Source organism: Pseudomonas fulva NBRC 16637 = DSM 17717 (assembly GCF_000730565.1).
Classification (GTDB): Bacteria; Pseudomonadota; Gammaproteobacteria; order Pseudomonadales; family Pseudomonadaceae; genus Aquipseudomonas; species Aquipseudomonas fulva.
The window spans coordinates 71,327-96,984 of record NZ_BBIQ01000012.1 but is presented as its reverse complement, the minus strand read 5'-3'; the positions used below and the strand labels follow the sequence as shown (position 1 = coordinate 96,984).

28 protein-coding genes and 1 riboswitch are annotated in these 25,658 nt (G+C 63.7%); of the genes, 14 read left to right on the top strand and 14 right to left on the bottom strand.

From position 1 onward, the window contains the following. Positions 1 to 29: 29 nt before the first annotated feature. Positions 30 to 389, top strand: a complete 360-nt coding sequence (locus tag PFU01S_RS13525) for a hypothetical protein (RefSeq protein ID WP_028687668.1) — start codon at positions 30 to 32, stop codon at positions 387 to 389. A 187-nt stretch (positions 390 to 576) separates the two neighbouring features. Here the strand turns inward: PFU01S_RS13525 and trxA are convergent, their stop codons facing one another. Genes trxA through PFU01S_RS13510 form a run of 3 tightly spaced genes read right to left on the bottom strand, consistent with a single transcriptional unit; the run spans position 577 to position 2,593 of the window. Next, positions 577 to 1,449 carry a thioredoxin gene (trxA, locus tag PFU01S_RS13520; protein ID WP_027915124.1) on the bottom strand — a complete coding sequence of 291 codons (873 nt, stop codon included), beginning with the start codon at positions 1,447 to 1,449 and terminating at the stop codon, positions 577 to 579. A gap of 31 nt (positions 1,450 to 1,480) precedes the next feature. Continuing rightward, entirely contained in the window at positions 1,481 to 2,140 is a 660-nt protein-coding gene (locus PFU01S_RS13515) for a class I SAM-dependent methyltransferase (protein ID WP_027915125.1), read from the bottom strand. Further along, on the bottom strand, positions 2,141 to 2,593 hold the full coding sequence (locus tag PFU01S_RS13510) for a YbaY family lipoprotein (protein ID WP_028687667.1): 453 nt from the start codon (positions 2,591 to 2,593) through the stop codon (positions 2,141 to 2,143). It lies immediately after the preceding gene. Positions 2,594 to 2,698: 105 nt separating this feature from the next. On the opposite strand from PFU01S_RS13510, the gene nrdR reads away from it, so the two are divergent. The 12 genes from nrdR to PFU01S_RS13450 all read left to right on the top strand — a co-directional run bounded on the left by nrdR (position 2,699) and on the right by PFU01S_RS13450 (position 11,410). Beyond that, positions 2,699 to 3,163, top strand: coding sequence for a transcriptional regulator NrdR (nrdR, locus tag PFU01S_RS13505; RefSeq protein WP_027915127.1), 465 nt, complete (start codon positions 2,699 to 2,701; stop codon positions 3,161 to 3,163). Positions 3,164 to 3,165: 2 nt separating this feature from the next. Beyond that, the gene (gene ribD / locus PFU01S_RS13500) at positions 3,166 to 4,296 is read left to right on the top strand and encodes a bifunctional diaminohydroxyphosphoribosylaminopyrimidine deaminase/5-amino-6-(5-phosphoribosylamino)uracil reductase RibD (RefSeq protein ID WP_028687666.1); all 1,131 of its coding nucleotides are present in this window, start codon (positions 3,166 to 3,168) and stop codon (positions 4,294 to 4,296) included. A gap of 40 nt (positions 4,297 to 4,336) precedes the next feature. Continuing rightward, on the top strand, positions 4,337 to 5,002 hold the full coding sequence (locus PFU01S_RS13495; RefSeq protein ID WP_023534964.1) for a riboflavin synthase: 666 nt from the start codon (positions 4,337 to 4,339) through the stop codon (positions 5,000 to 5,002). A gap of 18 nt (positions 5,003 to 5,020) precedes the next feature. Beyond that, a complete protein-coding gene (ribBA, locus tag PFU01S_RS13490) occupies positions 5,021 to 6,112 on the top strand; it encodes a bifunctional 3,4-dihydroxy-2-butanone-4-phosphate synthase/GTP cyclohydrolase II (RefSeq protein ID WP_027915129.1) in 1,092 nt (363 codons plus the stop codon). Between the two features lie 92 nt (positions 6,113 to 6,204). Beyond that, positions 6,205 to 6,681, top strand: coding sequence for a 6,7-dimethyl-8-ribityllumazine synthase (gene ribH, locus PFU01S_RS13485; protein WP_023534949.1), 477 nt, complete (start codon positions 6,205 to 6,207; stop codon positions 6,679 to 6,681). Further along, entirely contained in the window at positions 6,678 to 7,178 is a 501-nt protein-coding gene (gene nusB, locus PFU01S_RS13480; RefSeq protein WP_027915130.1) for a transcription antitermination factor NusB, read from the top strand. The genes ribH and nusB overlap by 4 nt, the downstream gene beginning before the upstream one ends. Positions 7,179 to 7,196: 18 nt before the next feature. Then, the gene (thiL, locus tag PFU01S_RS13475) at positions 7,197 to 8,171 is read left to right on the top strand and encodes a thiamine-phosphate kinase (RefSeq protein WP_027915131.1); all 975 of its coding nucleotides are present in this window, start codon (positions 7,197 to 7,199) and stop codon (positions 8,169 to 8,171) included. Next, positions 8,168 to 8,671: a phosphatidylglycerophosphatase A family protein gene (locus PFU01S_RS13470; RefSeq protein WP_023535011.1), complete on the top strand. Its 504-nt coding sequence runs from the start codon at positions 8,168 to 8,170 to the stop codon at positions 8,669 to 8,671. The genes thiL and PFU01S_RS13470 overlap by 4 nt, the downstream gene beginning before the upstream one ends. A gap of 13 nt (positions 8,672 to 8,684) precedes the next feature. Continuing rightward, on the top strand, positions 8,685 to 9,425 hold the full coding sequence (locus PFU01S_RS13465; protein WP_028687665.1) for a substrate-binding periplasmic protein: 741 nt from the start codon (positions 8,685 to 8,687) through the stop codon (positions 9,423 to 9,425). 133 nt (positions 9,426 to 9,558) lie between these two features. Beyond that, positions 9,559 to 10,176: a GTP cyclohydrolase II gene (ribA, locus tag PFU01S_RS13460; RefSeq protein ID WP_023534989.1), complete on the top strand. Its 618-nt coding sequence runs from the start codon at positions 9,559 to 9,561 to the stop codon at positions 10,174 to 10,176. Next, positions 10,173 to 10,592 (top strand): hypothetical protein, encoded by a 420-nt coding sequence (locus tag PFU01S_RS13455; RefSeq protein ID WP_027915133.1) that lies wholly within the window; start codon positions 10,173 to 10,175, stop codon positions 10,590 to 10,592. Before ribA ends, PFU01S_RS13455 begins: the two co-directional genes overlap by 4 nt. Beyond that, entirely contained in the window at positions 10,592 to 11,410 is an 819-nt protein-coding gene (locus PFU01S_RS13450) for a cobalamin-binding protein (protein ID WP_028687664.1), read from the top strand. The genes PFU01S_RS13455 and PFU01S_RS13450 overlap by 1 nt, the downstream gene beginning before the upstream one ends. On the opposite strand, the gene PFU01S_RS13445 is transcribed toward PFU01S_RS13450, so the two are convergent. The 8 genes from PFU01S_RS13445 to PFU01S_RS13410 all read right to left on the bottom strand — a co-directional run bounded on the left by PFU01S_RS13445 (position 11,382) and on the right by PFU01S_RS13410 (position 20,667). Beyond that, complete coding sequence (locus tag PFU01S_RS13445) at positions 11,382 to 13,253, bottom strand: TonB-dependent receptor domain-containing protein (protein WP_028687663.1); 1,872 nt, start codon at positions 13,251 to 13,253, stop codon at positions 11,382 to 11,384. The two genes, PFU01S_RS13450 and PFU01S_RS13445, sit on opposite strands and share 29 nt — an antisense overlap. A gap of 176 nt (positions 13,254 to 13,429) precedes the next feature. Further along, the gene (gene dxs, locus PFU01S_RS13440; protein WP_028687662.1) at positions 13,430 to 15,325 is read right to left on the bottom strand and encodes a 1-deoxy-D-xylulose-5-phosphate synthase; all 1,896 of its coding nucleotides are present in this window, start codon (positions 15,323 to 15,325) and stop codon (positions 13,430 to 13,432) included. A gap of 118 nt (positions 15,326 to 15,443) precedes the next feature. Next, positions 15,444 to 16,331 (bottom strand): farnesyl diphosphate synthase, encoded by an 888-nt coding sequence (locus tag PFU01S_RS13435; protein ID WP_028687661.1) that lies wholly within the window; start codon positions 16,329 to 16,331, stop codon positions 15,444 to 15,446. Continuing rightward, the gene (locus PFU01S_RS13430) at positions 16,328 to 16,570 is read right to left on the bottom strand and encodes an exodeoxyribonuclease VII small subunit (protein WP_023534977.1); all 243 of its coding nucleotides are present in this window, start codon (positions 16,568 to 16,570) and stop codon (positions 16,328 to 16,330) included. The genes PFU01S_RS13435 and PFU01S_RS13430 overlap by 4 nt, the downstream gene beginning before the upstream one ends. A gap of 126 nt (positions 16,571 to 16,696) precedes the next feature. Continuing rightward, positions 16,697 to 17,347 carry a 3,4-dihydroxy-2-butanone-4-phosphate synthase gene (gene ribB, locus PFU01S_RS13425; RefSeq protein WP_023534985.1) on the bottom strand — a complete coding sequence of 217 codons (651 nt, stop codon included), beginning with the start codon at positions 17,345 to 17,347 and terminating at the stop codon, positions 16,697 to 16,699. An 80-nt stretch (positions 17,348 to 17,427) separates the two neighbouring features. Beyond that, positions 17,428 to 17,569, bottom strand: a riboswitch (FMN riboswitch). 58 nt (positions 17,570 to 17,627) lie between these two features. Further along, positions 17,628 to 18,548, bottom strand: a complete 921-nt coding sequence (locus PFU01S_RS13420; protein WP_028687660.1) for an alpha/beta hydrolase — start codon at positions 18,546 to 18,548, stop codon at positions 17,628 to 17,630. A gap of 80 nt (positions 18,549 to 18,628) precedes the next feature. Next, complete coding sequence (locus PFU01S_RS13415; protein ID WP_028687659.1) at positions 18,629 to 19,975, bottom strand: HAMP domain-containing sensor histidine kinase; 1,347 nt, start codon at positions 19,973 to 19,975, stop codon at positions 18,629 to 18,631. Next, on the bottom strand, positions 19,975 to 20,667 hold the full coding sequence (locus PFU01S_RS13410) for a response regulator transcription factor (RefSeq protein WP_027915140.1): 693 nt from the start codon (positions 20,665 to 20,667) through the stop codon (positions 19,975 to 19,977). The genes PFU01S_RS13415 and PFU01S_RS13410 overlap by 1 nt, the downstream gene beginning before the upstream one ends. A 183-nt stretch (positions 20,668 to 20,850) precedes the next feature. Between PFU01S_RS13410 and PFU01S_RS13405 the strand changes: the two genes are divergently transcribed. Next, positions 20,851 to 23,025 (top strand): TonB-dependent siderophore receptor, encoded by a 2,175-nt coding sequence (locus PFU01S_RS13405; protein WP_028687658.1) that lies wholly within the window; start codon positions 20,851 to 20,853, stop codon positions 23,023 to 23,025. Between the two features lie 298 nt (positions 23,026 to 23,323). Here PFU01S_RS13405 and PFU01S_RS13400 read toward each other — a convergent pair whose 3' ends face one another. The 3 genes from PFU01S_RS13400 to PFU01S_RS13390 all read right to left on the bottom strand — a co-directional run bounded on the left by PFU01S_RS13400 (position 23,324) and on the right by PFU01S_RS13390 (position 25,643). Beyond that, positions 23,324 to 24,025 (bottom strand): LexA family transcriptional regulator, encoded by a 702-nt coding sequence (locus tag PFU01S_RS13400; protein WP_028687657.1) that lies wholly within the window; start codon positions 24,023 to 24,025, stop codon positions 23,324 to 23,326. Positions 24,026 to 24,207: 182 nt separating this feature from the next. Further along, positions 24,208 to 24,735 carry an inorganic diphosphatase gene (gene ppa / locus PFU01S_RS13395; protein WP_023534987.1) on the bottom strand — a complete coding sequence of 176 codons (528 nt, stop codon included), beginning with the start codon at positions 24,733 to 24,735 and terminating at the stop codon, positions 24,208 to 24,210. 92 nt (positions 24,736 to 24,827) lie between these two features. Further along, positions 24,828 to 25,643 (bottom strand): M90 family metallopeptidase, encoded by an 816-nt coding sequence (locus PFU01S_RS13390; RefSeq protein ID WP_028687656.1) that lies wholly within the window; start codon positions 25,641 to 25,643, stop codon positions 24,828 to 24,830. Positions 25,644 to 25,658: the final 15 nt, after the last annotated feature.

Sequence of the window (25,658 nt, the reverse complement as noted above, 5' to 3'; positions counted from 1 at the left end):
GGCGACAATGACTTGAGTGAGGACCTACAGTGAGAATTCGTGGAACGATCGGTGAGTGGCCGGTGGACTTGACCATTGAGCTTGATCCCCAGGAATGGGCGCAGTTGGCGCGGCCAACCGAACAACTCCCCGCTTCGACACCCCAGCCAGCTGCCGCGATGCCTCCCGCAGCGACGAAGGATGACGGGCCATGGCGGGTAGCCTGCGAGTTGTTGCGCACGGCTGGCCGTATGGAGGGGCCAGAGCTGCTTGAGCAACTGCAGGGCGTCACGGGGGACTTTAGCGCAGCCAAGCGGTTGCTGGTGCGGTTGCGGCACCATGGGCAGGTACGGGTGTTCAGTGAGGGCGAAACGCCGGTGTATGTATGGCAGACCGACGAAAAGGCGTAGATGACCTTCAAAGGCGTGACAGGTGTACCTATGGCCGGCTCGCGGGTCATGGATGAACAGCCCAGGCAACGGGTGCTGTGCAGTCATCGTCAAGCTGTAGCCCTCATCAGCCTCCAGCCATTCTTAGCCCTCGGCGGGCATGAGCAAGGCGGCGTGCCTCACTCGTGCCTTTCACGCCTGCTAAGCGTCAGTACATCGCAGCGAACAGCTTACGGCGATACGTACCCACCAGCGGATGGGCACTGCCGAGCAACTCGAACACCTGCAGCAATGCCTTGTGCGGTAGCCCATTTTCGTAACCGCGATTGCGCTGGAACAACTTGAGCAGGCTTTCAAGCGCGGGCTCGTACTGCTGGCGTGCCAGCTGCTGGATGCACAGTTGGTACGTGGCCTCGTCATCTTGTGGGTTCTGTGCCAGACGGCTTTTCAGGTCTGCAACCTCCGGCAGGCTGGCGGCCTGGCGCAGGAAAGTCAGTTGCGCCTTGGCGCCGGCCAGGGCGGCCTTATGGTCCTCGGTCTTGACCGCGTCTAGCACCACCTGGGCCTCGCCCAGCTCACCGCGCTCGGCCAGGCAGCGGGCGTACAGGATCAGGCCTTCGGCGTTGCTATTGTCTTCTGCAAGCAATTGCTGCAGCACCGCTTCGGCTTCGCCAAAACGGCTTTCGGCGAACAGCGCCTGAGCCTGTTCCAGCGGCGAGGCGGTGGGTGGCGCCGGCAGTTGCACATGTGGCTCGAGCATGGTGCGGATCGCCGATTCCGGCTGAGCACCGGCAAAACCGTCGACCGGCTGGCCATCCTTGAACAGCACCACGGTTGGCAGACTGCGGATGCCGAATTGCGCCACGACCTGTTGCTCGACGTCGCAGTTGATCTTGGCCAGCAGCAGTTCGCCCTGGTACTCCTCGGCAATTTTTGCCAGAAGCGGCATCAGCGCTTTGCAAGGCGCGCACCATTCGGCCCAGAAATCGACCAGCACTGGCTTGTGGAATGAATTCTCGATCACCAGCTGCTGGAAGGTGGCATCGGTGGCATCGAAGATATAGGGGGTGTCCTGGGTCATCGCGACTCTCGCAAATCCGTGAATGGCACCACTATAAAGGCTCGCGGCTGGCGTGGTACAGGCTGACCCGGCGGAATTCGTGCGGCTCGGCCAAGTCCGGCAGGGTCAAGGCGTCGAGCACCCCAAGTGGTCGGTACAACGGGTGGCTGAAGTCCCGTACGCGAGAGTCGGCCACCAGTGCCTGTCGGCCCCGGTCGAGGAAGGTATCGAGCAGCGGCAGGTTGGCGCGGTCGTAGAGTACATCGGCCACCAGGATCAGGTCGAAACGGTCATCCTCGGCAAAAAAGTCGCTGCTGTAGCCCAGTTCCACCTGGTTCAAGGCGGCGTTGGCACGGCAGGCGTCCAAGGCCAGCGGATCAAGGTCGCAGGCCACGACCTCCAGCGCACCTGCACGGGCAGCGGCGATGCCGGCGATACCGGAACCGGCGCCAAAATCGAGCACCCGCTTGCCGGCTACCCACTCCCGGTGCTCGGCCAGGTAGCGCGCCATGGCCAGGCCACTGGCCCAGCAGAAGCTCCAGTACGGCGGATCTTCGAGAATGCGCCGGGTTTCTTCGCTGCTAAAAGCGCGGTCCATGTTCTGATCATCGATCAGCCATAATTTCAACGCACAGTCAGGCAGGTCGCTGATCACCAGCCGTGCCTCGCCAATCAGGCCGCTCAAGGCCTGTTGCAACGCCACTGGCGCCACTTACGGTGCCTTTTCGAACTGCAGCGGGCCGGTGGCCTGGGTCTGTGCCTGGGTGATGCGCAGCGGCGGCAAGTGCATGATCAACTGGCCTGAGCGGCTGGCTCGTCCACGCAGCTCTACCCTGGCGCCGGCCGGAAATGCCTCGGGGTTGAAACGCAGCTGGTAGGGCAAGGCCTGGCCGGTACCCGGCAAGGTGCTACTGGCCAGTAGCTGTTGCGGCCTGTCGCGGTCATCGATCACCAGCAGGGCAAGTTCTACCTCTGCGCCGGCGGGGATGCCCAGCAACGTGCCGCTCAGCTCGCGCTGATAGGCCGGCAAGGGGCCAAGCGGCTGGGCCTTTTTGGACACTTTGGCGGGCGCCGGAGCAGGCGGTTGTTCGGTCTTGGGCTGGTCACTGCCGCAGGCGGTGAGCAGGGCGGCGCAGCACAGCACGGCAAGCGCTCGAAGTGGCATGGGGTAGTCCTTCAGGGGCAGAATTGCATGGATGTTAACCCCTTTGGCTTGTCTTGCCAGTGGGATGCGCTACCATGGCCCTCCCTTTTTTTGTTGCCTGCCACCATGCACTGTCCCTTTTGCGGTGCCAACGACACCAAGGTCATCGACTCGCGCCTGGTCGCCGAGGGCGAGCAAGTGCGGCGCCGTCGCGAATGCGTCGCCTGCGGCGAGCGCTTCACCACCTTCGAGACCGCCGAGCTGGTACTGCCCCGGCTGATCAAACAGGACGGTACTCGCCAGCCCTTCGACGAAGACAAGTTGCGGGCCGGCATGCAGCGTGCGCTGGAAAAACGCCCTGTCAGTGTCGAGCGCCTCGAGGCCGCCCTGGCCCACATCAAGAGTCGGCTGCGCGCCACCGGCGAGCGCGAGGTCAAGTCGCTGGTGGTGGGCGAGCTGGTGATGGGCGAGTTGCGCAAACTCGATGAAGTCGCCTACATCCGCTTCGCCTCGGTTTATCGGCGCTTCCAGGACCTTGACGAATTCCGCGAAGAAATCGACCGCCTGGCCCGTGAGCCGGCCAAAGAGTGAGCATGCAAACCCCCGCAGCTGTGCTTGACGCCCATTACATGGCCCGCGCCCTTGAGTTGGCGCGCAAGGGGCTCTACACCACCCACCCCAACCCGCGTGTGGGTTGCGTCATCGTCCGTGATGGCGAGGTGGTGGGCGAGGGCTGGCATGTGCGCGCCGGGGAGCCCCATGCCGAGGTGCATGCGCTTGCCCAGGCAGGCGAGCGTGCGCGGGGCGGCTGTGCCTATGTCACCCTCGAACCCTGCAGCCACCATGGCCGTACGCCGCCGTGTGCCGAAGCCTTGGTCAAGGCCGGTGTGGCGCGCGTAGTGGCCGCCATGCAGGACCCCAATCCCCAGGTGGCTGGGCGGGGCCTGCAGCGACTTGCCCAGGCCGGTATCGACGTGGCCAGCGGGGTGCTCGAAGAGCAGGCGCGGGCACTCAACCCCGGGTTCCTCAAGCGCATGGAACAGGGGTTGCCGTTCGTGCGCGCCAAGCTGGCCATGAGCCTGGATGGTCGTACCGCCATGGCCAGCGGCGAAAGCCAGTGGATCACCGGCCCTGCGGCGCGTTCTGCCGTGCAGCGTCTGCGCGCGCGCTCCAGCGTGGTGCTGACCAGTGCAAGCAGCGTACTGGCTGACGGTGCCCGCATGACGGTGCGTGGCGCCGAGTTGGGCCTGGACGCCGAAACCACCGCGCTTGCCCTGAGCCGGGCACCGCTGCGGGTGCTGGTCGATGGCCGTTTGCGCTTGCCCTTGCAGGCGCCCTTCTTCCAGGCCGGCCCCGCGCTGGTGGTGACCGCCGTCGCAGATGACCCACGTTATGCCGCTGCCGGCCATGAACTGCTCAGCCTGCCGGGCGACAATGGCCATGTGGACCTGCGTGCCCTGCTTCAAGCTCTGGCCGCCCGTGGCGTCAACGAAATCCTGCTGGAAGCCGGCGCCGGCCTGGTCGGGGCCTTCGCCCAGCAAAGCCTTGTCGACGAGTACCAGCTGTTCATGGCAGGCACCTTCCTTGGCTCAAGCGCACGCCCGCTGCTGGACTGGCCACTGAACCGCATGAGCGAGGCACCGCGGCTGAAGATCACCGACATGCGCGCAGTAGGCGATGACTGGCGGGTCACAGCCGTGCCGCTGCCTGCGCCCGGCGTATAATGCGCGGCTTGCCCCGCGCACACCGTTTTGAGGAAGACCCATGTTCACCGGCATCATCGAATCCATCGGCACTATCCGCAGTCTGACGCCCAAAGGTGGCGACGTGCGCGTGCACGTCGACACCGGCAAGCTTGACCTGGGTGACGTCAAGCTCGGCGACAGCATCGCCGTCAATGGCGTTTGCCTGACGGCGGTGGAATTGCCTGGCAACGGCTTCTGGGCCGATGTGAGCGTGGAGACCCTCAAGCGCACGGCTTTCGTCGACTTGAAAAGTGGCAGCAAGGTCAACCTTGAAAAAGCGCTGACGCCAACCACCCGCCTGGGGGGACACCTGGTCAGCGGTCACGTCGACGGTGTCGGCGAAATCATCTCGCGCAGCGATAACGCCCGCGCCATCCAGTTTCGCGTGCGTGCGCCGCGAGAACTGGCCAAGTACATCGCCCACAAGGGTTCGATTACCGTCGATGGCACCAGCCTGACGGTCAACGAGGTCAATGGCGCCGAATTCGAGCTGACCATCGTCCCGCACACCCTGTCCGAAACCATCATGGCCGACTACCGCGCAGGGCGTCGGGTAAACCTTGAGGTCGACCTGCTGGCCCGTTACCTGGAGCGCTTGCTGCTGGGCGACAAGGCGGCCGAGCCGAGCAAGGGCAGTGGCATCACCGAAAGTTTCCTGGCCGCCAACGGCTTCTTGAAATCCTGATTGAGAAGGGGGTGCCGCGTGGCGCTCAACAGCATCGAAGAACTGGTCGAAGACATCCGCCAGGGCAAAATGGTCATCCTGATGGATGACGAAGACCGTGAGAACGAAGGCGATATCATCATGGCAGCCGAATGCTGCCAGCCCGAGCACATCAACTTCATGGCCAAGCACGCCCGTGGCCTGATCTGCATGCCGATGACCCGCGAACGTTGCGAAACCCTCAAGCTGCCCCTGATGGCGCCGCGCAATGGTTCAGGCTTCGGCACCAAGTTCACCGTTTCGATCGAGGCGGCCGAGGGTGTCACCACCGGCATTTCCGCCGCCGACCGTGCCCGCACCGTGCAAGCGGCTGCCGCCAAGGACGCCAAGGCCGAAGACATCGTCAGCCCTGGGCACATCTTCCCGCTCATGGCTCAGCCAGGCGGTACGCTGGCTCGCGCCGGGCACACCGAGGCAGCCTGCGACCTGGCACGCATGGCCGGGTTCGAGCCCAGCGGCGTGATCTGCGAGGTGATGAACGACGACGGCACCATGTCGCGCCGCGCCGAACTGGAAGTGTTCGCTGCCGAGCACGGCCTGAAGATCGGCACCATCGCCGATCTCATTCACTACCGCATGATCCACGAGCGCACCGTGCAGCGGGTTTCCGAGCAGTCGGTGGAAAGCGAGCTGGGCGAGTTCAACCTGGTCACCTACCGCGATGCGGTTGAAGGTGACGTGCACATGGCCTTGACCCTGGGCGCCATCTGCGCCGAAGAGCCCACCCTGGTGCGCGTGCACAACATGGACCCGCTGCGCGACCTGCTGCTGGTCAAGCAGCCGGGTCGCTGGAGCCTGCGCGCCGCCATGGCCGCCGTGGCCGAAGCCGGAAGCGGTGTGGTGCTGCTGCTGGGGCACCCGCTCGATGGCGATGTGCTGCTTGCGCATATTCGCGAAAGTGCAGGCGATGCACCGGCCAAGACCCCGACCACCTACAGCACCGTGGGTGCCGGTTCGCAGATCCTGCGTGACCTCGGCGTGCGCAAGATGCGCCTGATGAGTTCGCCGATGAAGTTCAATGCGATATCCGGATTCGACCTGGAAGTTGTAGAATACGTGCCCTCCGAGTGACTTGAGGCGGCAATGACGCCCTGCAGCTCGAGTCCATACCCCTGTCGAGGCCGCCAGCAAGCGGCCTTGCGTTTGAAGATGAGAATATCGCAATGACCCTGAAGACCATCGAAGGTACCTTCATTGCCCCCAAAGGTCGCTATGCTTTGGTGGTTGGCCGCTTCAACAGCTTCGTCGTCGAAAGCCTGGTAAGTGGTGCCGTTGATGCCCTGGTACGCCATGGTGTCAGCGAGAACGACATCACCATCATCCGTGCGCCTGGTGCGTTCGAGATTCCGCTGGTTGCCCAGAAGGTCGCCCAGCAAGGTGCTTACGACGCGATCATCGCGCTGGGCGCTGTAATCCGTGGCGGCACCCCGCACTTTGAATACGTGGCGGGCGAGTGCACCAAGGGCCTGGCTCAGGTGTCCATGGAGTTCGGTGTTCCTGTGGCGTTCGGCGTACTGACCGTCGACTCCATCGAACAGGCCATCGAACGTTCCGGCACCAAGGCCGGCAACAAAGGTGCAGAAGCTGCCCTGTCTGCCCTGGAAATGGTAAGCCTGCTGGCGCAGTTGGAGGCCAAGTGATTAGCGACGAAAGCGATCGTTTCAACCCGCGCGATCCCAAGCCTGCGGATGCCGGCAAGCCATCGAAAAGCGCCAAACGCCGTGAAGCCCGCAAGCTCGCGACCCAGGCACTGTATCAATGGCACATGGCGCATCATTCGTTGAACGAGATCGAAGCGCAGTTTCGGGTCGATAACGATTTTGCAGATGTCGACGGCGCCTACTTCCGTGAAATCCTGCATGGCGTTCCGGCCATCAAGGGCGAAATCGACGGTGCGCTCGAGCCCTGCCTGGACCTGAGCCTTGACGAACTCGACCCGGTCGAACTGGCCGTGTTGCGTCTGTCCACCTGGGAGTTCATCAAGCGCATCGACGTGCCTTACCGCGTTGTGATCAACGAAGGCGTCGAGCTGGCCAAGGTCTTCGGCGCCACCGACGGTCACAAGTTCGTCAACGGCGTGCTCGACAAACTGGCACCGACGCTGCGCGAAGCCGAAGTCAAGGCGAACAAGCGCTGATTGCGGCGCAGCCTGGCCATGGGTGAGTTCGAGCTGATCAACCGTTACTTCGCCTCCGCACACTGTGCAGTGCACGGCGAGGGCGAAGGGGTGGCGCTGGGCATCGGTGACGACTGTGCTCTGCTGGATCTGCCTCCCGGTGAGCAGTTGGCCGTCTCGACCGATACTCTGGTAGCTGGTGTGCATTTCCCTGCCGTCTGCGACCCGAAGCTGCTGGGTCAGCGCTGCCTGGCAGTCGCCGTCAGTGACCTGGCCGCCATGGGCGCTACCGCGATCGGTTTCACGCTGGCCCTCACCCTGCCTGACGTCAGCCACGCGTGGTTGGAGGAATACTCGGCAGGGTTGAGCCGCATGGCTCACCGTTGCCGCATGAGCCTGATTGGCGGGGACACGACCCGGGGTCCGCTGAGCATCACCGTGACGGTGTTCGGCCGTGTGCCGGCCGGGCAGGCATTACGCCGCACTGGCGCCCAGCCGGGCGACCTGCTGTATGTCGGTGGCGTGCTGGGCAAGGCCGCTGGCGCCTTGCCTCTGGTGCTCGGGGAGCGCCAGGCGCCGCCGGACGTGGCAGAGCCGCTGCTGGCCCACTATTGGGCGCCCATGCCGCAGCTCACCCTCGGTGCCTTGCTCAGAGGGCACGCCACGGCGGCACTGGATATTTCCGATGGGTTGCTGGCCGATTGCGGTCATATCGCCAAGGCCTCTGGCGTGGCGCTCGAGGTGAACCTGGCGCAGGTGCCAGTGTCCCCCGAAGTGGAGGCGTTCCTGGGCCGCGAGGCAGCCGTGCAGGCAGCGCTCGCCGGTGGCGACGACTACATACTGGCGTTCACGGCACCTCCGGACGCCTTGACGCACCTTGCGCACTTTGGCTTCATCCAGGTCTACCCCATTGGCCGCGTGCTGCAAGGGCAGGGCGTGTCCCTGCGCGATGCGCACGGTCAGGACATCACGCCTCGGCAGCGGGGCTATCAACACTTTAGGGAGATACCGTGACCGACCACCCCAATCAGGTGCCTGCGGAGTTCGTTCCGCCATCGGTCTGGCGCAACCCTTGGCACTTCATCGCGTTCGGGTTCGGCTCCGGCACCTTGCCCAAAGCGCCCGGCACCTGGGGCTCGCTGGTGGCGATACCCTTCATTCCGCTCTGGCAGATGCTGCCCGATTGGGGGTATTGGCTGGTACTCGGGATCACCATGCTGTTCGGCTTCTGGCTGTGCGGCAAGGTGGCCAATGACTTGCGCGTGCATGACCACGAAGGCATCGTCTGGGACGAAATGGTCGGCATGTGGATCACGCTGTGGTTGGTGCCCGATGGCTGGCAGTGGCTGTTGGCGGGTTTTTTGATGTTCCGTTTCTTCGACATCCTCAAGCCTTGGCCCATTCGCTGGATCGATCGTCACGTGCATGGCGGCGTTGGCATCATGCTCGATGACGTGCTGGCCGGCGTCTTCGCCTGGTTGGGCATGCAGGTTCTGGTATGGGCTGTCGCGTAGAACGGGGGCTGCCATGGTGCTGAAGGGTGTGCTACTGGCATTGTTGATGGCCGCTGCCCCATGGGCGGCTGCCGGCGACAGCCAGCCTGGCCAGATTCGCCTGGTCAGCGAGGAGTGGGTCGACTACACCAACGCAGATGGCACCGGTGTGGCCTGGGACGTGATGCGCAAGGTGTTCCAGCCCGCAGGGATCGAGGTCGTGCCGCAGAGTGCGCCGTATAGCCGTGCCATTGGCCTGGTCAAACGTGGCGAGGCTGACGCCTGGGTTGGCTCGTACAAGGACGAAAGTGAAGACAACCTCTACCCTCGCTGGCACTTCGACGTCGACCATATCTACGCCCTGGGGCTTGCCAGCAAGCCGGCCCCCACACTGGCAACCATAGGCGATTATCGCCTGGCCTGGGTGCGTGGCTATGCCTATGGGAAATACCTGCCCCGCGTGCGGGAGTACCGTGAAATCCAGCGACGCGAAGGCATTCTGCCCATGCTGGAGCATGACCGGGTGGACTTCTATGTCGACGCCATGACCGAAGTGGACTACGTCATCGGGCAAAGCTCGCAACCTGATCGATTCCGGCGCACCCATGTGGTCGAGCTGCCCATGTACCTGGCGTTTGCCCGCAGTCAGCGGGGTGAGGCACTGCGTGATGTGTTCGACAAACGCATGGCCGAACTGGTGCGCAGCGGCGAACTCAAGCCGATATTCGAACGTTGGAAACAGCCGTATCCTTTCGATGCCAGTACCAAACCGTAGCGCGTGGTACATGCCCGCAACCGCTACGCATCGAGGTTTTCGATAATAACCGGCGGTATACTGCGGGAGCACTGCCTGTAAGCTGCTGATACAATCGGTCCATTGAAATTCCCACTTATCCCAGGAGCACAACGTGCCCGTTGTCTTTGTTGCCGCCTCTAAACTCCCGACGCCTTTCGCGACTTTCACCATGCACGGCTTTCTGGATGAAGCCACTGGCCGCGAGCATGTGGTGCTCAGCCTGGGTGATATCGCCGATGGGCAGCCGGTACTGGGGCGCCTGCATTCCGAATGCCTGACCGGCGATGCCTTGTTCAGTCAACGCTGTGATTGCGGGTCGCAACTCGAAGCTGCCCTCCAGGCGATCGCCCGAGAAGGTCGTGGCGTGCTGCTTTACCTGCGCCAGGAAGGCCGTGGCATTGGCCTGCTGAACAAGATCCGCGCCTACGAACTGCAGGACGGAGGGGCGGACACGGTCGAAGCCAACGAGCGCCTCGGGTTTGCTGCGGATCAGCGCGACTATGCCATCTGCCTGCCGATGCTCGAGCACCTGGGTGTCAAGGCGTTGCGCTTGATGACCAACAACCCGCGCAAGGTCAAGGCCTTGACCGACATGGATATCGTGGTGGCCGAGCGTGTGCCGCTACACACCGGGCACAACCCGCACAACAGCCATTACCTGGCAACCAAGGCCGGCAAGCTGGGCCACATGCTGGGCAATGAACACCAGGGCGAGGTGCCCCAGGCGTGACCCGCGCCGAGGTCAAGCGGCGCCTCGCCCTGGCTTGGTGGCAGTACCTGGCGGTGGGGCTTGTGCCGCTGCCGGTCATGGCCTGGGCCTTTGGCGGTGGCGAGGCGATGATTCCCATGTTGGCCATGCCGCTGTTCATCGCTGGCGCAGCCACGTTGTTTCTCACCTTGCCGCGCTTCGGTGCCTACAAGCGCGCGCTGATTGCCACCTCCAAGGCGCTCGGTACCGAAGCCGAGCCTGCTGCGTGGATCGAACTGGCTCGCGTGCGGCGCCTGGCCATGACCTATGCCTGCTTCCCCGCCTGGGTAGCCGCCGTGTCGGTACTGGTGGGCCTGGAAACCGTCCCACAGGTGCTACTGGCCTTGTCCACCGTGGTCTTGCTCTACTTGTACCGTCTGCCGTCTCAGCTCGGCTGATGCGTCGGCTCATAGCGGGGCTGGCGCTACTGGCCTGCAGCCTGGCGAGCGCTGGGCCACTACGCGTCGTCAGCCTGGCACCGTCGTTGACGGAAATCATGCTCGAACTGCAGGCAGGCGACCTGCTGGTGGGGGTGCTCGATGGGGGTGAACGGCCACCGGCGTTGCGAGCGTTGCCCTCGGTGGGGCGCTATGGCCAGCTGGACATGGAGCGTTTGCTCAGTCTGCGCCCTGATCTGCTGCTGCTGTGGCCGGGCAGTGTACCGCCCGCGCAGCGCGACCAGCTCAAACGTCTGGGCATCCCTGCCTTCAGCGCAGAGCCCCACAGCATCGAGCAGTTGATTGGCCAGATCGAAGAAATCGCTGAACACGTAGGCCACGCTGACCAAGGCCGCCGCTACGCTCGCGCCCTGCGTGCACGATTGAAAACACTGCGCCAGCAGTACCGTCGCGACAGGCCCCTGCAGGTCTTCTACCAGGTCTGGGATCGCCCCTTGTACACCTTGGGTGGTCAGCAAGTGATCAGCGATGCACTGGCCGTCTGTGGTGCGCGTAATGTCTTTGCGGATTTGAACCCGGCAGCGCCCCAGGTGAGCGTAGAGTCGGTCATTGCGCGCGACCCCGACATCATCCTGGCCGCCGATGCGCAACAGTTGGCCAGTTGGAAGGCCTGGCCGACGCTGCGCGCGGTGGCGCAAGACGGGTTACTGGTGGTGCCGGACAACGGCATCGAGCGCCCCAGTGGGCAGATGATCGAAGCGACGGCTCGTCTGTGCGAACTGCTGGCCGCTAGAGCGCCGGTGCCCACGTCACGCTGAACAACAGCGTGCGCCCTTCTTCCTGGTAGGCATGGGGGCTGCCCTCGTAGCTGTACAGGGCGCGGCTGTAGCCACGGTCGAACAGGTTGTCCAGCTTCGCCTCCACGGTCAGCGCCTCGGTGGCTGCCCAACTGCCGCGCAGGCCCAGCAACCCATATCCACCCAAACGGTTGCGGTTGGCTTCATCATCGTAGCTGCTGCTGACAGCCTGTACGCTGGCACCGATGCCGAAGGGTCCCACACGGCGGTCCAGGTCCAGGCTCAGGGTGCGGCGTGCCCGTCGGGCCAATGTATGGCCACTGTCGCGGTCACGTGGGTCGATCATTGCCAGGCCCAGCTGGCTGCTCCATTCGCCCCACTGTTGGGCCAGGGCCAGCTCTACGCCGTCGACGCGCGCCGAGGCCACGTTGCGGGGAATGGCGTCCTGACCGAACACGATCGCATCGCGCAGGTCGGTGCGGTACAGGGAAGCCTCCAGGCGGGTGTCGGTAGACAGCTGGCTGCGCCACTGCACTTCATAGGTCCTGGCGTGCTCGGGGTCAAGGTCAGGGTTGCTGAACTGCGGGTAATACAGGTCGTTGAACGTCGGGGCCCGGAAGCCTTCGCTGTAGGACAGCACCACATCATTGCGATCATCGAGCGCAACGCTCACGCTGCCACTCCAGGTGGTGTGAGTGCCGAACTGCTCGTTGCGGTCCTGGCGTACGCCCGCTTCGGTGGAGAACAGCGGGCCTTGATAGCGGTGCTGAAGAAACACCGCCCGGTTCCAGCGGCTGTCCTTCTCGAAGTCGGTACTGGCGTGCACGCGGTCCTGATACCAGTCGGCGCCGGCGAGCAGGCTGTGCTGGTCGTTCAGGGCCAGGTCGTTCTGCCAGGTCATCTGGTCGCGGTAGGTGTTGAACACAAAGCGTTCTGAGCTCAACGTGTCGCGCTTGTCGTCACGGTTTTCGCTGTGCGCCACCTCCATCCGCGTGTGCCAGTTGTCGGTGAGCTGGGCGTCGAGGTAACTGCCCAGGCTGGCGACGGTGAAGTCGGTGTACGGCTGTTGGCCGACGCTTTGGAAGGTGACAGGGTCGAAGCCGCCGAATGGATTGTCGTATTGACTGCGGCCCTGACTGTGCAGCAGGTTCAGGCCGACTTCGATGCGCTCGCCGAGCGTCTGGCTCAGGCTGAAGTTGAGCGATTTGTTGCGGTAAGCGTCATGGTCGGCGTCACTGCTGAACGACGGTCCGGTTGAATCGATGCCTGCCGTTTCGTCCAGGCTTGCGCCCAGGTTGAAGCGCGTTGAGCCATCGGCGCCCGACACACCCAGGCTGCGCTGGAAGGTTTTTCGGCTACCGGCAGCCAGGCGCACGCGCGGGTGCAGGCCGTCACCGAGGCTCCGTCGGGTGAACACTTGGATGACCCCGCCAATGGCATCGCTGCCATATACCGCCGACCGAGAGCCGCGAAGCACTTCGACACGCTCGATCTGGTCGACGTTGAGAAACTGCAGGCCGCTGTCGCCTGAGGTCGCGTTGGCGATGCGTACACCATCGACCAGCACCAGCGTTTGCGCGGTCTTGGTGCCGCGAATGAAAAGGCCTGGCAAGCTGCCGCGCCCGCCGGTCGGTGCCACTTGCACGCCCGGCACGCGGCTGAGCAGGTCCATGACGCTACTCGGTTGCAGGCGGTCGATATCGGCTCGGGTAAACACGGTGTTCGCAGCACTGGTGGCGGTGCGCGATTCGACCTGGCGGCTGGCACTGATGAGCACGTCAGGCAGTTTCAGGGCGTCGTCGCGTTCGGACGCCAGCAAGGGTAGAGGGAGGCAAAGCAGGATGGCAAGGGTCGGGTTTTTCACGGGCGGTACATATCTGCGAAGTCTGCGCACTCCAACACAGCGGAGCCCAGCGCAGAAAGGCCCTTGCCCTCAGAGTCGCCATGAACGAAAAAGAAGCCGGCAATCACAGACCCCGTTGGGTAAATGACTGCCTGCTCGTTTGGCTGAGCACCCGGGCTGCAGCGCAGCCCTGCACATCAAAGCCCCAGCTTGACCATGCGGGCCTTGACGCTAGCTTCGATGCCCGCTGCATCCAGCCCACACTCTGCCAGCATCTGCGCGGGCTTGGCGTGTTCCACATAAAGGTCCGGCAAGCCCAGGTGCAGCAACGGCTTGACCACCGCTTCCCTGGCCAGGCACTCACCAACGGCAGCACCGGCGCCGCCCATGATGGCATTTTCTTCGATGGTCACCAGCAGTTCGTGGCTACCTGCCATTTCCAGCACCAAGTCTTCATCCAGCGGCTTGACGAAGCGCATGTCGACGACCGTGGCGTTGATCTGTTCGGCTACTTGCAGGGCTTCGGCCAGCTGCACGCCAAAGACCAGCAGCGCGACCTTTTTACCCTGGCGACGCACCACGCCCTTGCCAATCTCCAGCGGTTCCAAGCCCTCGTCGACAGCAGCGCCAGGGCCTGTACCGCGCGGATAGCGCACGGCAGCCGGGCCGTTATAGAGGTGGCCCGTACTGAGCATCTGGCGCAACTCGCTTTCGTCACTGGGGGTCATCACCAGCATGCCAGGGATGCAGCGCAGGTAGGACAGGTCATAGCTACCGGCATGGGTCGGGCCGTCTTCACCCACCAGACCGGCGCGGTCGATGGCGAACAGCACGTCCAGGTTCTGCACGGCCACGTCATGAATCAACTGGTCATAGGCCCTCTGCAGGAAGGTCGAGTAGATAGCCACTACCGGTTTGCTACCTTCGCAAGCCATGCCCGCCGCGAGCGTAACGGCATGCTGCTCGGCAATCGCCACGTCGAAATAGCGTTCAGGGTAGCGTTCGCTGAACGCCACCAGGTCGGAGCCTTCCTTCATGGCCGGCGTGATGCCGACAAGGCGATCGTCGGCGGCGGCCATGTCGCAGAGCCACTGGCCGAACACGGCGGAATATTTCGGTCCGCTGGCCTGTTTCGGCGCAACCGGCTTGTCCACAGGCTCGAGCTTGGTGATGGCGTGGTAGCCGATCGGGTCGATCTCGGCCGGGGCGAACCCCTTGCCCTTTTTTGTCACCACGTGCAGGAACTGCGGGCCTTTGAGGTCGCGCATGTTGCGCAGGGTGGCGATCATCGTGGGCAGGTCGTGACCATCGATGGGACCGATGTAGTTCCAGCCCAGCTCTTCGAACAGCGTGCCGGGTACCAGCATGCCCTTGGCATATTCTTCGGTACGCCGCGCTATTTCCCACGCACCTGGCAGGCGCGACAGCACTTTCTTGCTGCCTTCGCGCATGCTGGAGTAGGTGCGGCTGGAGAGGATCTTGGCCAGGTAGTTGGACAAGCCTCCCACATTGCGCGAGATCGACATGTCGTTGTCGTTGAGGATCACCAGCATGTCGGCGTTGACTTCCTGGGCGTGGTTCAACGCCTCGAACGCCATGCCTGCGGTGAGTGCGCCGTCGCCGATGACCGCAATCGACTTGCGAGCGCTGTTTTGCAGGCGCGCCGCGATGGCCATGCCAAGGGCTGCGCTGATCGATGTGCTGGAGTGTCCGACGCCGAAGGTGTCGTACACGCTTTCGCTGCGGCGCGGGAAGGCGGCTACGCCGTCCTTCTGGCGCAGGCTGAGCATGCGGTTGCGGCGCCCGGTCAGAATCTTGTGCGGGTAGGCCTGGTGGCCCACGTCCCATACCAACCGGTCATCGGGGGTATCGAAGACGTAGTGCAGGGCGATGGTCAGCTCTATGACGCCCAGGCCGGCACCGAAGTGCCCACCGGTCTGGCCCACGGTATACAGAAGTTCCTGGCGCAACTCGTCGGCCAGGGTCTCCAGGTCGGCTTCGGCCAGACGGCGCAAGCCATCTGGCGTGTCAGCGCGGTCGAGCAGCGGCGTGACCGGGCGTTCGCGGGGGATCTCTTGAAACGTCGTGGGCATCAGGCGAGTCGTTATAGGTGTATTAAGACGCGGCAGTTTACCCCATTGTAGGAAAAGCTGCCCATTCAGACGGGTGACGCGCTGGCGGCTTAACAGCCATCACGCGGTACTCGCCAGGTCAGTTGCGGCGTTCGACGATGTAGCACGCCAGGGCTCGCAGTGGCTCGGCCTTTTCGTCGAACCTTTCCAATGCGACCAATGCCTGGTCGCGCAGTTCGATCGCGTAGGCCTTGGCCGCCTCCATGCCCAGCAGGGCGGGGTAGGTCGGCTTGTCGCGGGCGATGTCGGCGCCCTGGCGTTTACCCAGTGTAGCCGTATCGCTTTCCACATCGAGGATGTCGTCCTGAACCTGGAAGGCCAGGCCGATGGCCTGCGCATACACCTGCAAGGCATCGAGCTGCGCCTGGTCGGCGCGGGCACTGGCCAGCCCGCCCAGGCGGACGCTGGCCTCGATCAGTGCACCGGTCTTGTGCCGGTGCATGAACGCCAAGGCTTGCTGGTCCAGCTTCATGCCCACCGAGCCCAGGTCGATGGCTTGCCCGCCCACCATGCCAGCGGGGCCGGCGGCCGAGGCCAAGGCCTGCACCATGGCCAGGCGAAGTGCGTCGGTCTGGGGGCTCAGGCGGGGGTCGAGCAATGCGCTGAAGGCCAGGCTTTGCAGGCCGTCACCGGCAAGAATGGCACAGGCCTCGTCGAACGCCTTGTGCGTGGTCGGCTGGCCGCGGCGCAGGTCGTCGTCATCCATGGCCGGCAAGTCGTCGTGGACCAGCGAGTAAGCGTGGATGAGCTCGACGGCGCAAGCGGCGCCGTTGGCATGCTCCGCCGGAGCGCCCAAGGCCTCGCAGGCCGCGTAGGCGAGCAGCGGGCGTACGCGTTTGCCGCCGTTCATCACGCTGTAGCGCATTGCGGCGTACAGGCGTTCAAGCTCGGCCGTGGGGGCGATGAACAGCGGCTCGAGTGCGCCATCGACGCGTGCCTGGCAGGCGGACTGATAGGCACCGATCATGCCTCGGGCTCCACGTCGAAGGGCTGGGCAGTCAGCTCGCCATCGCGCTCCAGCAGAACCTGCACCTTCTGTTCGGCCTGAGCCAGTGCGCCTTGGCAATCACGCGTCAGGGCAATGCCTTGTTCGAAAGCGGCAAGCGAGTCCTCCAGGGACAACTCGCCGTTCTCCAGGCGCTCGACCAGTGCCTGCAACTCGGCAAGGGATTGCTCGAAATCAAGGGAAGCTTTTTTGCGGGCCATGGCGGCAGTCTCGGCGGTAGTCTGAACGCCGCGACACTAGCAGAGCGGGGCGGGGTGAGCAAACCGCCATTGGCACGGCAGCGCCGGGTTGGCGCTACCGTTCAGGCCCTGGCGTGGCCAGGTCGATCAGATCGCCGCAGCCGTTTGCGCCTGCAGCGCCAGTCGATACTGCGCCAACTCGTCGATGGTCAGCATGGGAAGGTTGTACTGGCGTGCATAGACGGCCACTTCCTCACCGCGAGCCATCGTGCCGTCAGGGTTCATCAATTCGCACAAGACGGCTGCCGGCCGCAGTCCGGCCAGGCGGGCCAGGTCAACCGACCCTTCGGTGTGACCGCGACGCGTGAGCACACCGCCATTGCGCGCGCGCAGCGGAAACACATGCCCAGGGCTGACGATATGCCGTTGCTCGGCCGAAGAGCGCAGTGCAGCGGCAATCGTGGTGACCCGGTCCTGGGCGCTTACGCCAGTGCTGATGCCCTCGGCAGCTTCGATGGTGACCGTGAACCCGGTGCCGTGGCGGGCCTGGTTGTTCTGGACCATGGGTGCCAGTTGCAGCTCATCGACCGTTGCCTCGTCCAGGCACAGGCAGACGATACCGCTGCAATCGCGGATCATCATGGCCATGGTCTGCAACGAAATGTTCTCGGCAGCGGCAATGATGTCCGCTTCATCTTCACGGTCGTCATCGTCAAGCAGCAGCACAGGGCGACCGGCCTTGAACGCGGCGATGGCGGCGGTGACATTGGGAAAGTGCACAGGGTGCAAGGTAGACATGAAACGCTCCTCGTAAGTGATCGATGAACGTCTCGGGGCGAGCAAAATGCGTGCGCAAGGGTGCCCGTGGGGCCCCTGCCTGACGCCTTCTTTCATCCGGACTATGACCGTCGGCCCTGGAATCTCACCAGGTCTGCTGACCTCCGGCATGACCGGAGCGCTCGCGGGCTCATCTTTCGATTTACCGCCGGTGGGGACTTTCACCCCGCCCTGAAGACCGGGCAAGCATACCGCACCCTGTGCCTGGGTTGGCAACCCGCCGTTATGATCTAGACCGCTGTCAGCGGCTGGGCGAGGTGCCCTGCGGTGCTGCTTTGCTCAAGGTGTCGATCACCCAGTGCAGCGACGCCGGAAGCATCGGCCCATGCCCAAGGCCGTCGAACTGCTTGAAAGACACCTGCACGCCCTTGAGCTGGGTCAGGCTGGCGGCGAGGCTCCGTGCCGTCTGATCGGCGTGGGGCTGGGCCGGTTCGCGGGGGCTGGCCGGCTCCAGTGAGCCGCGCATCAACAGCACCTGCGGTTGGGCATCCCCCAACCGCGCCGGCAGGCTTGCCGCTTCGCGCAGGATCGCGCCGTCATGCCACCACAGCGATGGGCTGGCCGCCGCATAGACGGCGAATGACTTGGGCCGGGTGAAGAGGGCATGGAGCACGGCCAGGCCGCCATACGAGTGCCCCCACAGCGTCTGCTGCTGGGGGTCGATGCTCACCAGTGCTGCCAGCCCCGAGCGCATGCGGGTCTCCAGCAGGTCAAGAAAGGCATCCACCCCGCCGCTGGGTAACCCGGTGAGTGGGTCGCGTTGCTCTGTCTGCCCGGCCAGCGCCGGCGTGTAGTCGTAGGTTCGGCTGGTTCTGTCGATGCGCTGGCGGGTCTGGTAACCCACGGCGACCAGTACGGGGGCCTGGCCGGCGGCCAAGGCATCGAGTCGTTGTGGGTCCAGTGCGCTCAGGGCTGCATTGCCGTCGAGCATCCACAACACAGGGTAGCCGGTTGCGGGGGCGGCGCGCTTGGGCAGTCCTATCCACAGCCGGTAGTGACGCGCGCCGTCTGCCGAGTCGAGGTCCAGGTGGGTGAATCGATAGGCCAGGTCCTGGCGTGCCAGCAGCGTCGTATCCATCGGCTGGTCATGCTCGGGCTGGGCCGTGGCGGCACCGGTCACAAAGGCCAGCACAAGCGCCAGGCCCCGGATCATTCTGTTCATCAGGCATCTCTTCACGGCATTGCAGGCGCTGCAACTCAAGCAGCCAGATGATAATCAGCCTTTGACATGCGTAAAGCGCCTTAACTTTCTAAACCGTTGACGCTGGCCGGCAGGGTAAGGTGCAGGCGTAAGCCTGGGTGAGCATTGCAGGCCCAGAGTCTGCCACCCTGCAATTGGACGGCGCGGCGGGCAATGGCCAGGCCCAGTCCGAAGCCTGCGCCGCTGGCGGTCAGCCGCTGGTACGGTTGGAAAATGCGCTCAAGCGCGGCCTCAGGCACGCCGGGGCCTTGATCGCGCACGCACAGGTGCCAATGCGTACCCTCGCGCCAGCCCTCCAGGCAGACGGTTCCCTCGGGCGGAGAGTGCCGGATGGCGTTTCGCAGCAGGTTCTCCAGCGCCTGGGCCACGCTGTCCAGGTGCACCTGGACCACGCAGTCCTGCCCGAGTGTGCACGGCAGGCGTGCGGGGCTCCAGCCGCTTTCGAAGCAGATGTCCTGGCACAGCGCCTCCCACAGTGATGCCATCAGTACCGGTTCGGTGGCCAGGACGGGCTGCTCGGTATCCATCCAGGCCAGGTCGAGGGTGTCTTCCAGCAGTTTCTGCATATGGCTCGTTTCATAATCCATGCGCGCGCGTAACTGGGCGGCGGGCAAGTTGCTGTCATGGGCAATACGCAGGCGTGCCAGCGGCGTGCGCAGTTCGTGGGACAGTGTGCGCAGCAGCAGCCGCTGCTGTTCCAGGCTCTGGCGCAAGCGATTGGCCATGTGATCGAAGGCCTGCGCCAGTTCGCCCAGCTCATCGCGCCGGTCTTGCAGGGGCAGGCCTGGGCTGTCCAGGTCGTTGGCCCGCAGCGCATCGGCGCGGTCACGCAGGCGGTTCAACGGGGCGACAAGGTGACGGTAAAGTGCCAGCCCCATCAGTAGGGCCAGCAAGGCCGGCGCCACACCGTGGGTAACCAGGTGAGTCCAAGGCGTCAGCCCGGTGGGCAGCAGCCGCTCGGGCAGTTGCATCACCAGGCGACCGTGCTCGGGATGGCGCGGGAAGGTAATGCTGACGTAAGGCAGTTCGCCTTGCAGGCGGCGGCTCATGGGCCAGTTCAGCTTGCGCATGAAGGTCAGGTGACCCGCTTCCTCGGCTGTGAGCTGTGTGGTCCCCAGGCTTTGCAGGTAAGGGCCGACGACGGCTGCCCAGGTGTCCTCGGCCCTTTGCACCTGCTTACGCCAGGTCTCGACCCCCACGGCGCCTCCTTGCTCCCAGGCGAGCTCGGCCTGCCGGGCATAGCGGGCCAGGTAGTCCTGGTCGGCCTGAGCCAGGAAATAGGTGCTGCGTTCCACCGTCAGGCCCCAGGTCCAGATCAACCAGGTGAGCAGCAGGCAGAAGCTGACCTGCAGCAGGGCCAGCTTCCACAGCAGCGGATGACGCCGCATCAGGCCGGGCTCTGCACGACCAGGACATAGCCCTGACCACGCACAGCCTGGATGAGCAGATGCTGTATGCCAATGTCCGCCAGCTTGCGGCGCACGTTGCACACATGCACATCCAGGCCCCGATCCAGGCGCGTGTAGCCACGGTGCAGGACGGTCTGGTACAGGAAAGGCTTGCTCAGCGGCTCCCCGGCATGGGCGTGCAGCGTGATCAACAGGCGGAACTCCGAGCCAGTCAACCCCGCCGGCATGCCGTTGTGCATGACGTCCTGGGCCGCGTGGTCGAATACGGGCTCATCAGCGCGGGTTGCCAGGGGCGGCGTGCTGTGGAAGGCGACCCGGCGCAACAGTGCGTCTACCCGCGCATCCAGTTCCGCCAGGCTGAAGGGCTTGGGCAGGTAATCGTCGGCGCCGCGGGTGAATCCGGTGATGCGGTCCTGCTCGGCACCCAATGCCGACATGAGGATCACCGGTACGGCCTGCTTGCGCCGCAGTGCATCGAGCAGGCTCAGGCCATCGAGACCTGGCAGCATGATGTCCAGCAGCGCTAGGTCGAATGCGCATCGCCGGGCATTGGCCAGCGCCGCTTCTCCCGTCGCGCATGCATGTACCTCGAAGCCACGGTCGATGAAATGGCGGTAAAGGTCGTGGCGTAAGCGTGGGTCGTCTTCGACCAGCAGCAAGGAGGTGGGCACGGCGAGCCTTGAATGAGAATTTATATCAGTTGCAAATCATCCCACCGGACTCGGCCCTAGGCAATGGCCCCAATGTGTTAAGAAGGTTAATGCTGCTGCATGCCCTGTACCTGCTCCGGTATCGTTCGCAAAAAGCAATATGTTTCGTTTGCGAATTACTATCATATGGGCGAAGGGTGCGGCATGAATGTTTTCAGTGGGGCAGGGCGCGCGCGGCGCGTGCGGGGATGGCTGGTGGCAGGGCTGGTGGCGCCGTTTTCACTTTCGGCGTTGGCGCAAGACGTAGCCGTGGTGGTCAATGCCGATGACCCCCTTGACCTGCCTGCATTGACCATCGAAGGCAATCGGCTATACGACATGCTGCCCTCCGAAGCCACTGGCGGGTACAGCGTGGACGCCGCCACCGTGGGCACCAAGACGCCAGCCGCCTTGAAGGACATCCCGCAGTCGATCACCGTCTATACCCAGGATTACGTCAAGGATCGGCAGTTTGTCCACCTCGATGACCTGGCCAAGTACACGGCCGGCTTGCGTACCCTGACCAACGACAGTGGTCGGTCGTCGATCTACGCCCGTGGCTATGAGTACAGCGAATTCAACATCGACGGCCTGCCAGCACCGATGGCGAGCATCTTCGGGACCGTGCCATCGCTTGTGGCCTTCGACCGTGTCGAGATCATGCGTGGCCCGGCCGGACTATTCAGCAGCACCAGCGAACTGGGCGGTATCGTCAATATGGTGCGCAAGCGGCCGACGGCGGACTTTCAGGGGCATGTCGAGGGTTACTACGGCACCTGGGATACCAATCACCAGGAACTGGACCTGAGCGGGCCGCTGGACGAAAACGGACGGGTGCGCGGTCGCTTCATCGCCTCGCGCGACGACACCAATGGCGAAGTCGACTACAACGCCAACACCAGCAACAGCTACTACGGCGCGCTCGATGTCGACCTGGACGAGGCCACCACCTTGTCGTTCGGCCTGATCCACGAGGTCAAGAACATCACGCCGCACAACGGCTACCCGGCAACGCTGGACGGCAAGGTCCCTGACTTCAGCCATTCCCGCTTTTTGGGCGCAGACTGGAACGCGTTCGACGGCAAGACCACCGATCTGGTCGCTGAGCTGACCCATCGATTCGACAACGGTGGTTATGGCCGCATTGCTGCCCGCGGGTCGCACCGCGATACCAACTATCTCTACGCCTTCACGGCCACGAACCCTACCACGGGCAAAAACTCCGAACGCGCCAGTGCACGTGATTTCACCCAGGACACCTACGCGGTCGATGCCAGCTACAGCCAGCCCTTCGAAACCTTTGGCCAGGTCAGCGAGTTCGTCGTCGGCAGCGATTACAAGAACTACGATACCGAGTACCTGAACGGGGCCACGACGCTGGGCAACATCAACGTCAACACCTACTCGCCCAAGCAGTTCGCTAAACCAGCTGCGAACTACACGACCGAGACGGGCATGCAGGAAGAGGAGTACGGCTTGTATTCCAAGGTGACCTTCCGCCCGGTCGAGCGCCTGGCGTTGATTGCCGGTGGGCGGTTCAGTTGGTACCGCGGCGATTTCTACACCACGACCCTCAAGAGCGGTGTCACTGCGGACGACAGCAAGCAGGTCGATGGTCATTTCACACCCTATGCGGGGGCAGTCTATGACCTTTCCGAAAACCATGCGCTGTATGCCAGCTATTCCCAGGTGTTCAAGCCGCAATCGGCAACCGATGGCGACGGCCGGGTACTCAAGCCACGCGAAGGCGAGCAGTACGAAGTGGGCATCAAGAGCAGCTACTTTGGTGGCGCGCTCAACACGCGCCTGTCGGCGTTTCGCCTGACCGACGAAAACCGCGCCACCACCCGTTACGACAGCGAAGGCGTTGCGACCAATGACTCGGTGGCTGCGGGCAAGACACGGGTCAAGGGCGCGGAAGTGGAAGTCAGCGGCAAGCTGACCGATAACTGGGAGCTGCTAGGCGGCTACACCTGGATGGACACCGAAACCGTGAAGGGCGATGCCGAAACCACGTTCTTCATCATGCCGCGCCACCAGGCGTCGCTGTGGAGCAAATACACCATCAGCCGTGGCGCGCTCACCGGGCTGGCCATCGGTGGCGGCGTTTCGGCAATGAGCAATTTCCACTCGGAAAACGGCGGGGTACGCATCGACGCGCCGGGTTATGCCACCGTGGACGCCATGCTTTCCTACCCGGTGACCTCCAGGCTGACTGCCACCGTCAACGTCAACAACCTGTTCGATCGCGATTACCTGTCGCGGGTGGGTTCGACTTCCACGTTCAACTTCTACGGCCCGTCGCGCAGCGTGCTGGTGGGTGCGCGTTACGATTTCTAGAGGCGTGTACCGACGGGTAATGCGGCGCCGCCTGAGCGTCTCGCCGCATTTTCCTGGCTGAAAAACAGGCATTAAAAAGCCGGCTTGTGGCCGGCTTCTCGGGGACGCTTCCGACTAATTTATGGTAAGCCGCAATCGCCTTAACGGTGTGGCCAAAAGAGGCCTGAAAGAGATGGCTGATGCCCGTATGGGGTATCGCCGAGCCCTCTGGACTGCGGCTTGGGCCGGTCGGGGCTGATGTGCGCGTAGCATACAAGGGCATGCACCTGATGCCCAGCAAAAAATGGCACAGGGTGTTTCAGCCAGGCCGCTGCCGTCGAAAATGGGACCAGTGATAGACCCATCCCAGGATATCTAGCCCTTGCGCCTGGCGCTGGCTGGGGGTCAAGCGCTCGACGGCATAGTTGTGCCGGTCATGGCTGTGTAGGTAAAGCGTGCCGTGCTCACCCATGGTCAGGTTGTGCACGCGCAACGCACCATTGATCAGCAGGGCATAGGTTTCGCCCTCCACGATCTGGGTCATGCTCATGTCGATGGCCAGGGTCGCTTCGACGGGGATCAAGGGGGCCATGTTGCCGCCTGGCATGGCCATGCAGATGGACGTGTCGTGTTTGACACCCAGCATTCGCAGTGCGTTGGCCGGCAGGCGCAAGGCACGCCCCGACACCTTGCACAGCAGGCCATTGCGCACCTCGTGGAACGGCACGTGCACTACGCGCCCGCGATGAACCGCACGCGGAATGGGAGCATCTATCGGCACAGGGCGTGGCGGACAGGTGCGCAGGATGGCATTGGGATGCTTGGCGCCTTCACCCGTGCGCAGCCAGCGACGGTGCACGCAGAACAGGTCGGCAAGCTCGTCCAGGCGAGCCAGCGGGACCCCGCGATTGAACCAGTTGTTGACGTGCTGAGGCGTCACGCCGCGCTGTGCGGCGAAGTCGGCAGGGGTCAGTCCGCATTCCTGAAGAAGGGCTCTTAAACGTTCACCAGATGTGTTCATGGGGAAAGTTTAGCGGCACGGTGCCACCAAGGGTATGAACAAGATGTTGATGGGCAAAGGGGAAACGTAGGGCAGTCAGACGCGGGTGTAGGACGTTGTAGGACGCTTGCGCCGCGATTGGCTGTAAAGCGTATTGCGCGCCAAAAAAAACCCGCCGAAGCGGGTTTTTCGTGCAATCAGGATCAGCCTTTGTAGGCTTCGACCGACTTGGTGATCGCAGCGCGGGCGGCGTCAGCGCCGTCCCAGCCTTCGATCTTGACCCACTTGCCTTTCTCGAGATCTTTGTAGTTGGCAAAGAAATGCTCGATCTGCTGGATCAGCAGGGCAGGCAGGTCGGTGTACTCCTTCACGTCCACGTACAGCTGCGACAGCTTGTCGTGGGGGACTGCGATGACCTTGGCGTCGCCGCCGCCATCGTCGGTCATGTTCAAGACACCCACCGGGCGGGCGCGGATGACCGAACCTGGGGCCACTGGGTAAGGGGTAACCACCAGCACGTCCAGCGGATCACCGTCGTCAGCCAGGGTGTTGGGGATGAAGCCGTAGTTGGCCGGGTAGAACATAGGGGTGGCCATGAAACGGTCGACGAACAGCGTGTCGCTGTCCTTGTCGATCTCGTATTTGATCGGCGCGTGGTTGGCCGGGATCTCGATGGCGACGTAGATGTCGTTCGGCAGGTCTTTGCCCGCCGGAATCTTGCTGTAGCTCATTGGGCAGTGCCCCCGTGTTTGACCAAAAAAGTGGCGGCGATTATAGGCATATTCCGACGGGGCATGCCACGTCTGGCCCAATGAACCGGGCGCTAGACGGGGGGATGGCGATAGTCGGGATGCTCGCTTTGCAACCGGGTCAGGCGTGCAAGCGGGTTCTGCCGGTAGAACAGCGACAGTTGCTGGTAGACCTCGGGGTAGGCCTGGTGCAGCAGGTCGGGGGCGCTGAAGAAGTACTCGCTGGTTACGGCGAAGAACTCGGCGGGGTTTTCGGCGGCATAAGGGTCGATCGGCGTGTCGGCTTCCGGGTCCCGATCGAGTTGCCGGTTGAGGTCGTCGAAGGCGTGTTGCATGGCATTCGCCCAGCGTTGCACAGGCATGTCGCTGTGCAGGGGAGGCAGGCCATTGGCATCGCCATTGAGCATGTCCAGCTTGTGCGCCAGCTCATGGATGACCAGGTTGTAGGCTTCCCAGCCGCCGCTGCCGAATACGCCATTGCAGGCCAGGATGATCGGGCCCTGCTGCCAGGCCTCGCCACTGTGTTCGCCGTCCCAGGCGTGCTCCACGCCGCTGGCGTCCCGGTGGCGCTGCGGGCTTTTGAAGTCGTCGGGGTAGAGGATGATTTCGTGAAAGCCCTGGTACCAGTTCAGGTCGCCCAGGTGGAGTAACGGCAGTTGAGCTTGCGCTGCCAGTACCAGGCGTTGCTCATCGTCGAGCTCGACGCCTGGCAGGCACGTCAGGTGCTTTTCGTTCAGGAACAGGATGCTGGCCTCGCGCAACCATTGGTCTTCGGCCTCGTCGATACCGTCCAGTATGGGCAAGCGCTCGCGTACGGCTTGCCACTGCTGGACGCTGATCGGGAAGCGCGCCAACGTGCGCTTGCGCCGCCAGGCGCTGAACGACCACATGCCCGCTCAAGCGCC

What these genes read in the sequence shown, in the direction of transcription:
- PFU01S_RS13465 (WP_028687665.1), top strand. Translation starts at nt 8,685, where the DNA reads ATGGTGCTGAAGGGTGTGCTACTGGCATTGTTGATGGCCGCTGCCCCA.
- PFU01S_RS13415 (WP_028687659.1), bottom strand. Translation starts at nt 19,975, where the DNA reads ATGCGGCGTCATCCGCTGCTGTGGAAGCTGGCCCTGCTGCAGGTCAGC.
- PFU01S_RS13435 (WP_028687661.1), bottom strand. Translation starts at nt 16,331, where the DNA reads ATGATCGGTGCCTATCAGTCCGCCTGCCAGGCACGCGTCGATGGCGCA.
- PFU01S_RS13400 (WP_028687657.1), bottom strand. Translation starts at nt 24,025, where the DNA reads ATGAACACATCTGGTGAACGTTTAAGAGCCCTTCTTCAGGAATGCGGA.
- ribD (WP_028687666.1), top strand. Translation starts at nt 3,166, where the DNA reads ATGCAAACCCCCGCAGCTGTGCTTGACGCCCATTACATGGCCCGCGCC.
- PFU01S_RS13390 (WP_028687656.1), bottom strand. Translation starts at nt 25,643, where the DNA reads ATGTGGTCGTTCAGCGCCTGGCGGCGCAAGCGCACGTTGGCGCGCTTC.
- ppa (WP_023534987.1), bottom strand. Translation starts at nt 24,735, where the DNA reads ATGAGCTACAGCAAGATTCCGGCGGGCAAAGACCTGCCGAACGACATC.
- dxs (WP_028687662.1), bottom strand. Translation starts at nt 15,325, where the DNA reads ATGCCCACGACGTTTCAAGAGATCCCCCGCGAACGCCCGGTCACGCCG.
- thiL (WP_027915131.1), top strand. Translation starts at nt 7,197, where the DNA reads ATGGGTGAGTTCGAGCTGATCAACCGTTACTTCGCCTCCGCACACTGT.
- PFU01S_RS13510 (WP_028687667.1), bottom strand. Translation starts at nt 2,593, where the DNA reads ATGCCACTTCGAGCGCTTGCCGTGCTGTGCTGCGCCGCCCTGCTCACC.
- ribB (WP_023534985.1), bottom strand. Translation starts at nt 17,347, where the DNA reads ATGTCTACCTTGCACCCTGTGCACTTTCCCAATGTCACCGCCGCCATC.
- PFU01S_RS13420 (WP_028687660.1), bottom strand. Translation starts at nt 18,548, where the DNA reads ATGAACAGAATGATCCGGGGCCTGGCGCTTGTGCTGGCCTTTGTGACC.
- PFU01S_RS13405 (WP_028687658.1), top strand. Translation starts at nt 20,851, where the DNA reads ATGAATGTTTTCAGTGGGGCAGGGCGCGCGCGGCGCGTGCGGGGATGG.
- PFU01S_RS13495 (WP_023534964.1), top strand. Translation starts at nt 4,337, where the DNA reads ATGTTCACCGGCATCATCGAATCCATCGGCACTATCCGCAGTCTGACG.
- trxA (WP_027915124.1), bottom strand. Translation starts at nt 1,449, where the DNA reads ATGACCCAGGACACCCCCTATATCTTCGATGCCACCGATGCCACCTTC.
- nrdR (WP_027915127.1), top strand. Translation starts at nt 2,699, where the DNA reads ATGCACTGTCCCTTTTGCGGTGCCAACGACACCAAGGTCATCGACTCG.
- ribH (WP_023534949.1), top strand. Translation starts at nt 6,205, where the DNA reads ATGACCCTGAAGACCATCGAAGGTACCTTCATTGCCCCCAAAGGTCGC.
- PFU01S_RS13430 (WP_023534977.1), bottom strand. Translation starts at nt 16,570, where the DNA reads ATGGCCCGCAAAAAAGCTTCCCTTGATTTCGAGCAATCCCTTGCCGAG.
- PFU01S_RS13450 (WP_028687664.1), top strand. Translation starts at nt 10,592, where the DNA reads ATGCGTCGGCTCATAGCGGGGCTGGCGCTACTGGCCTGCAGCCTGGCG.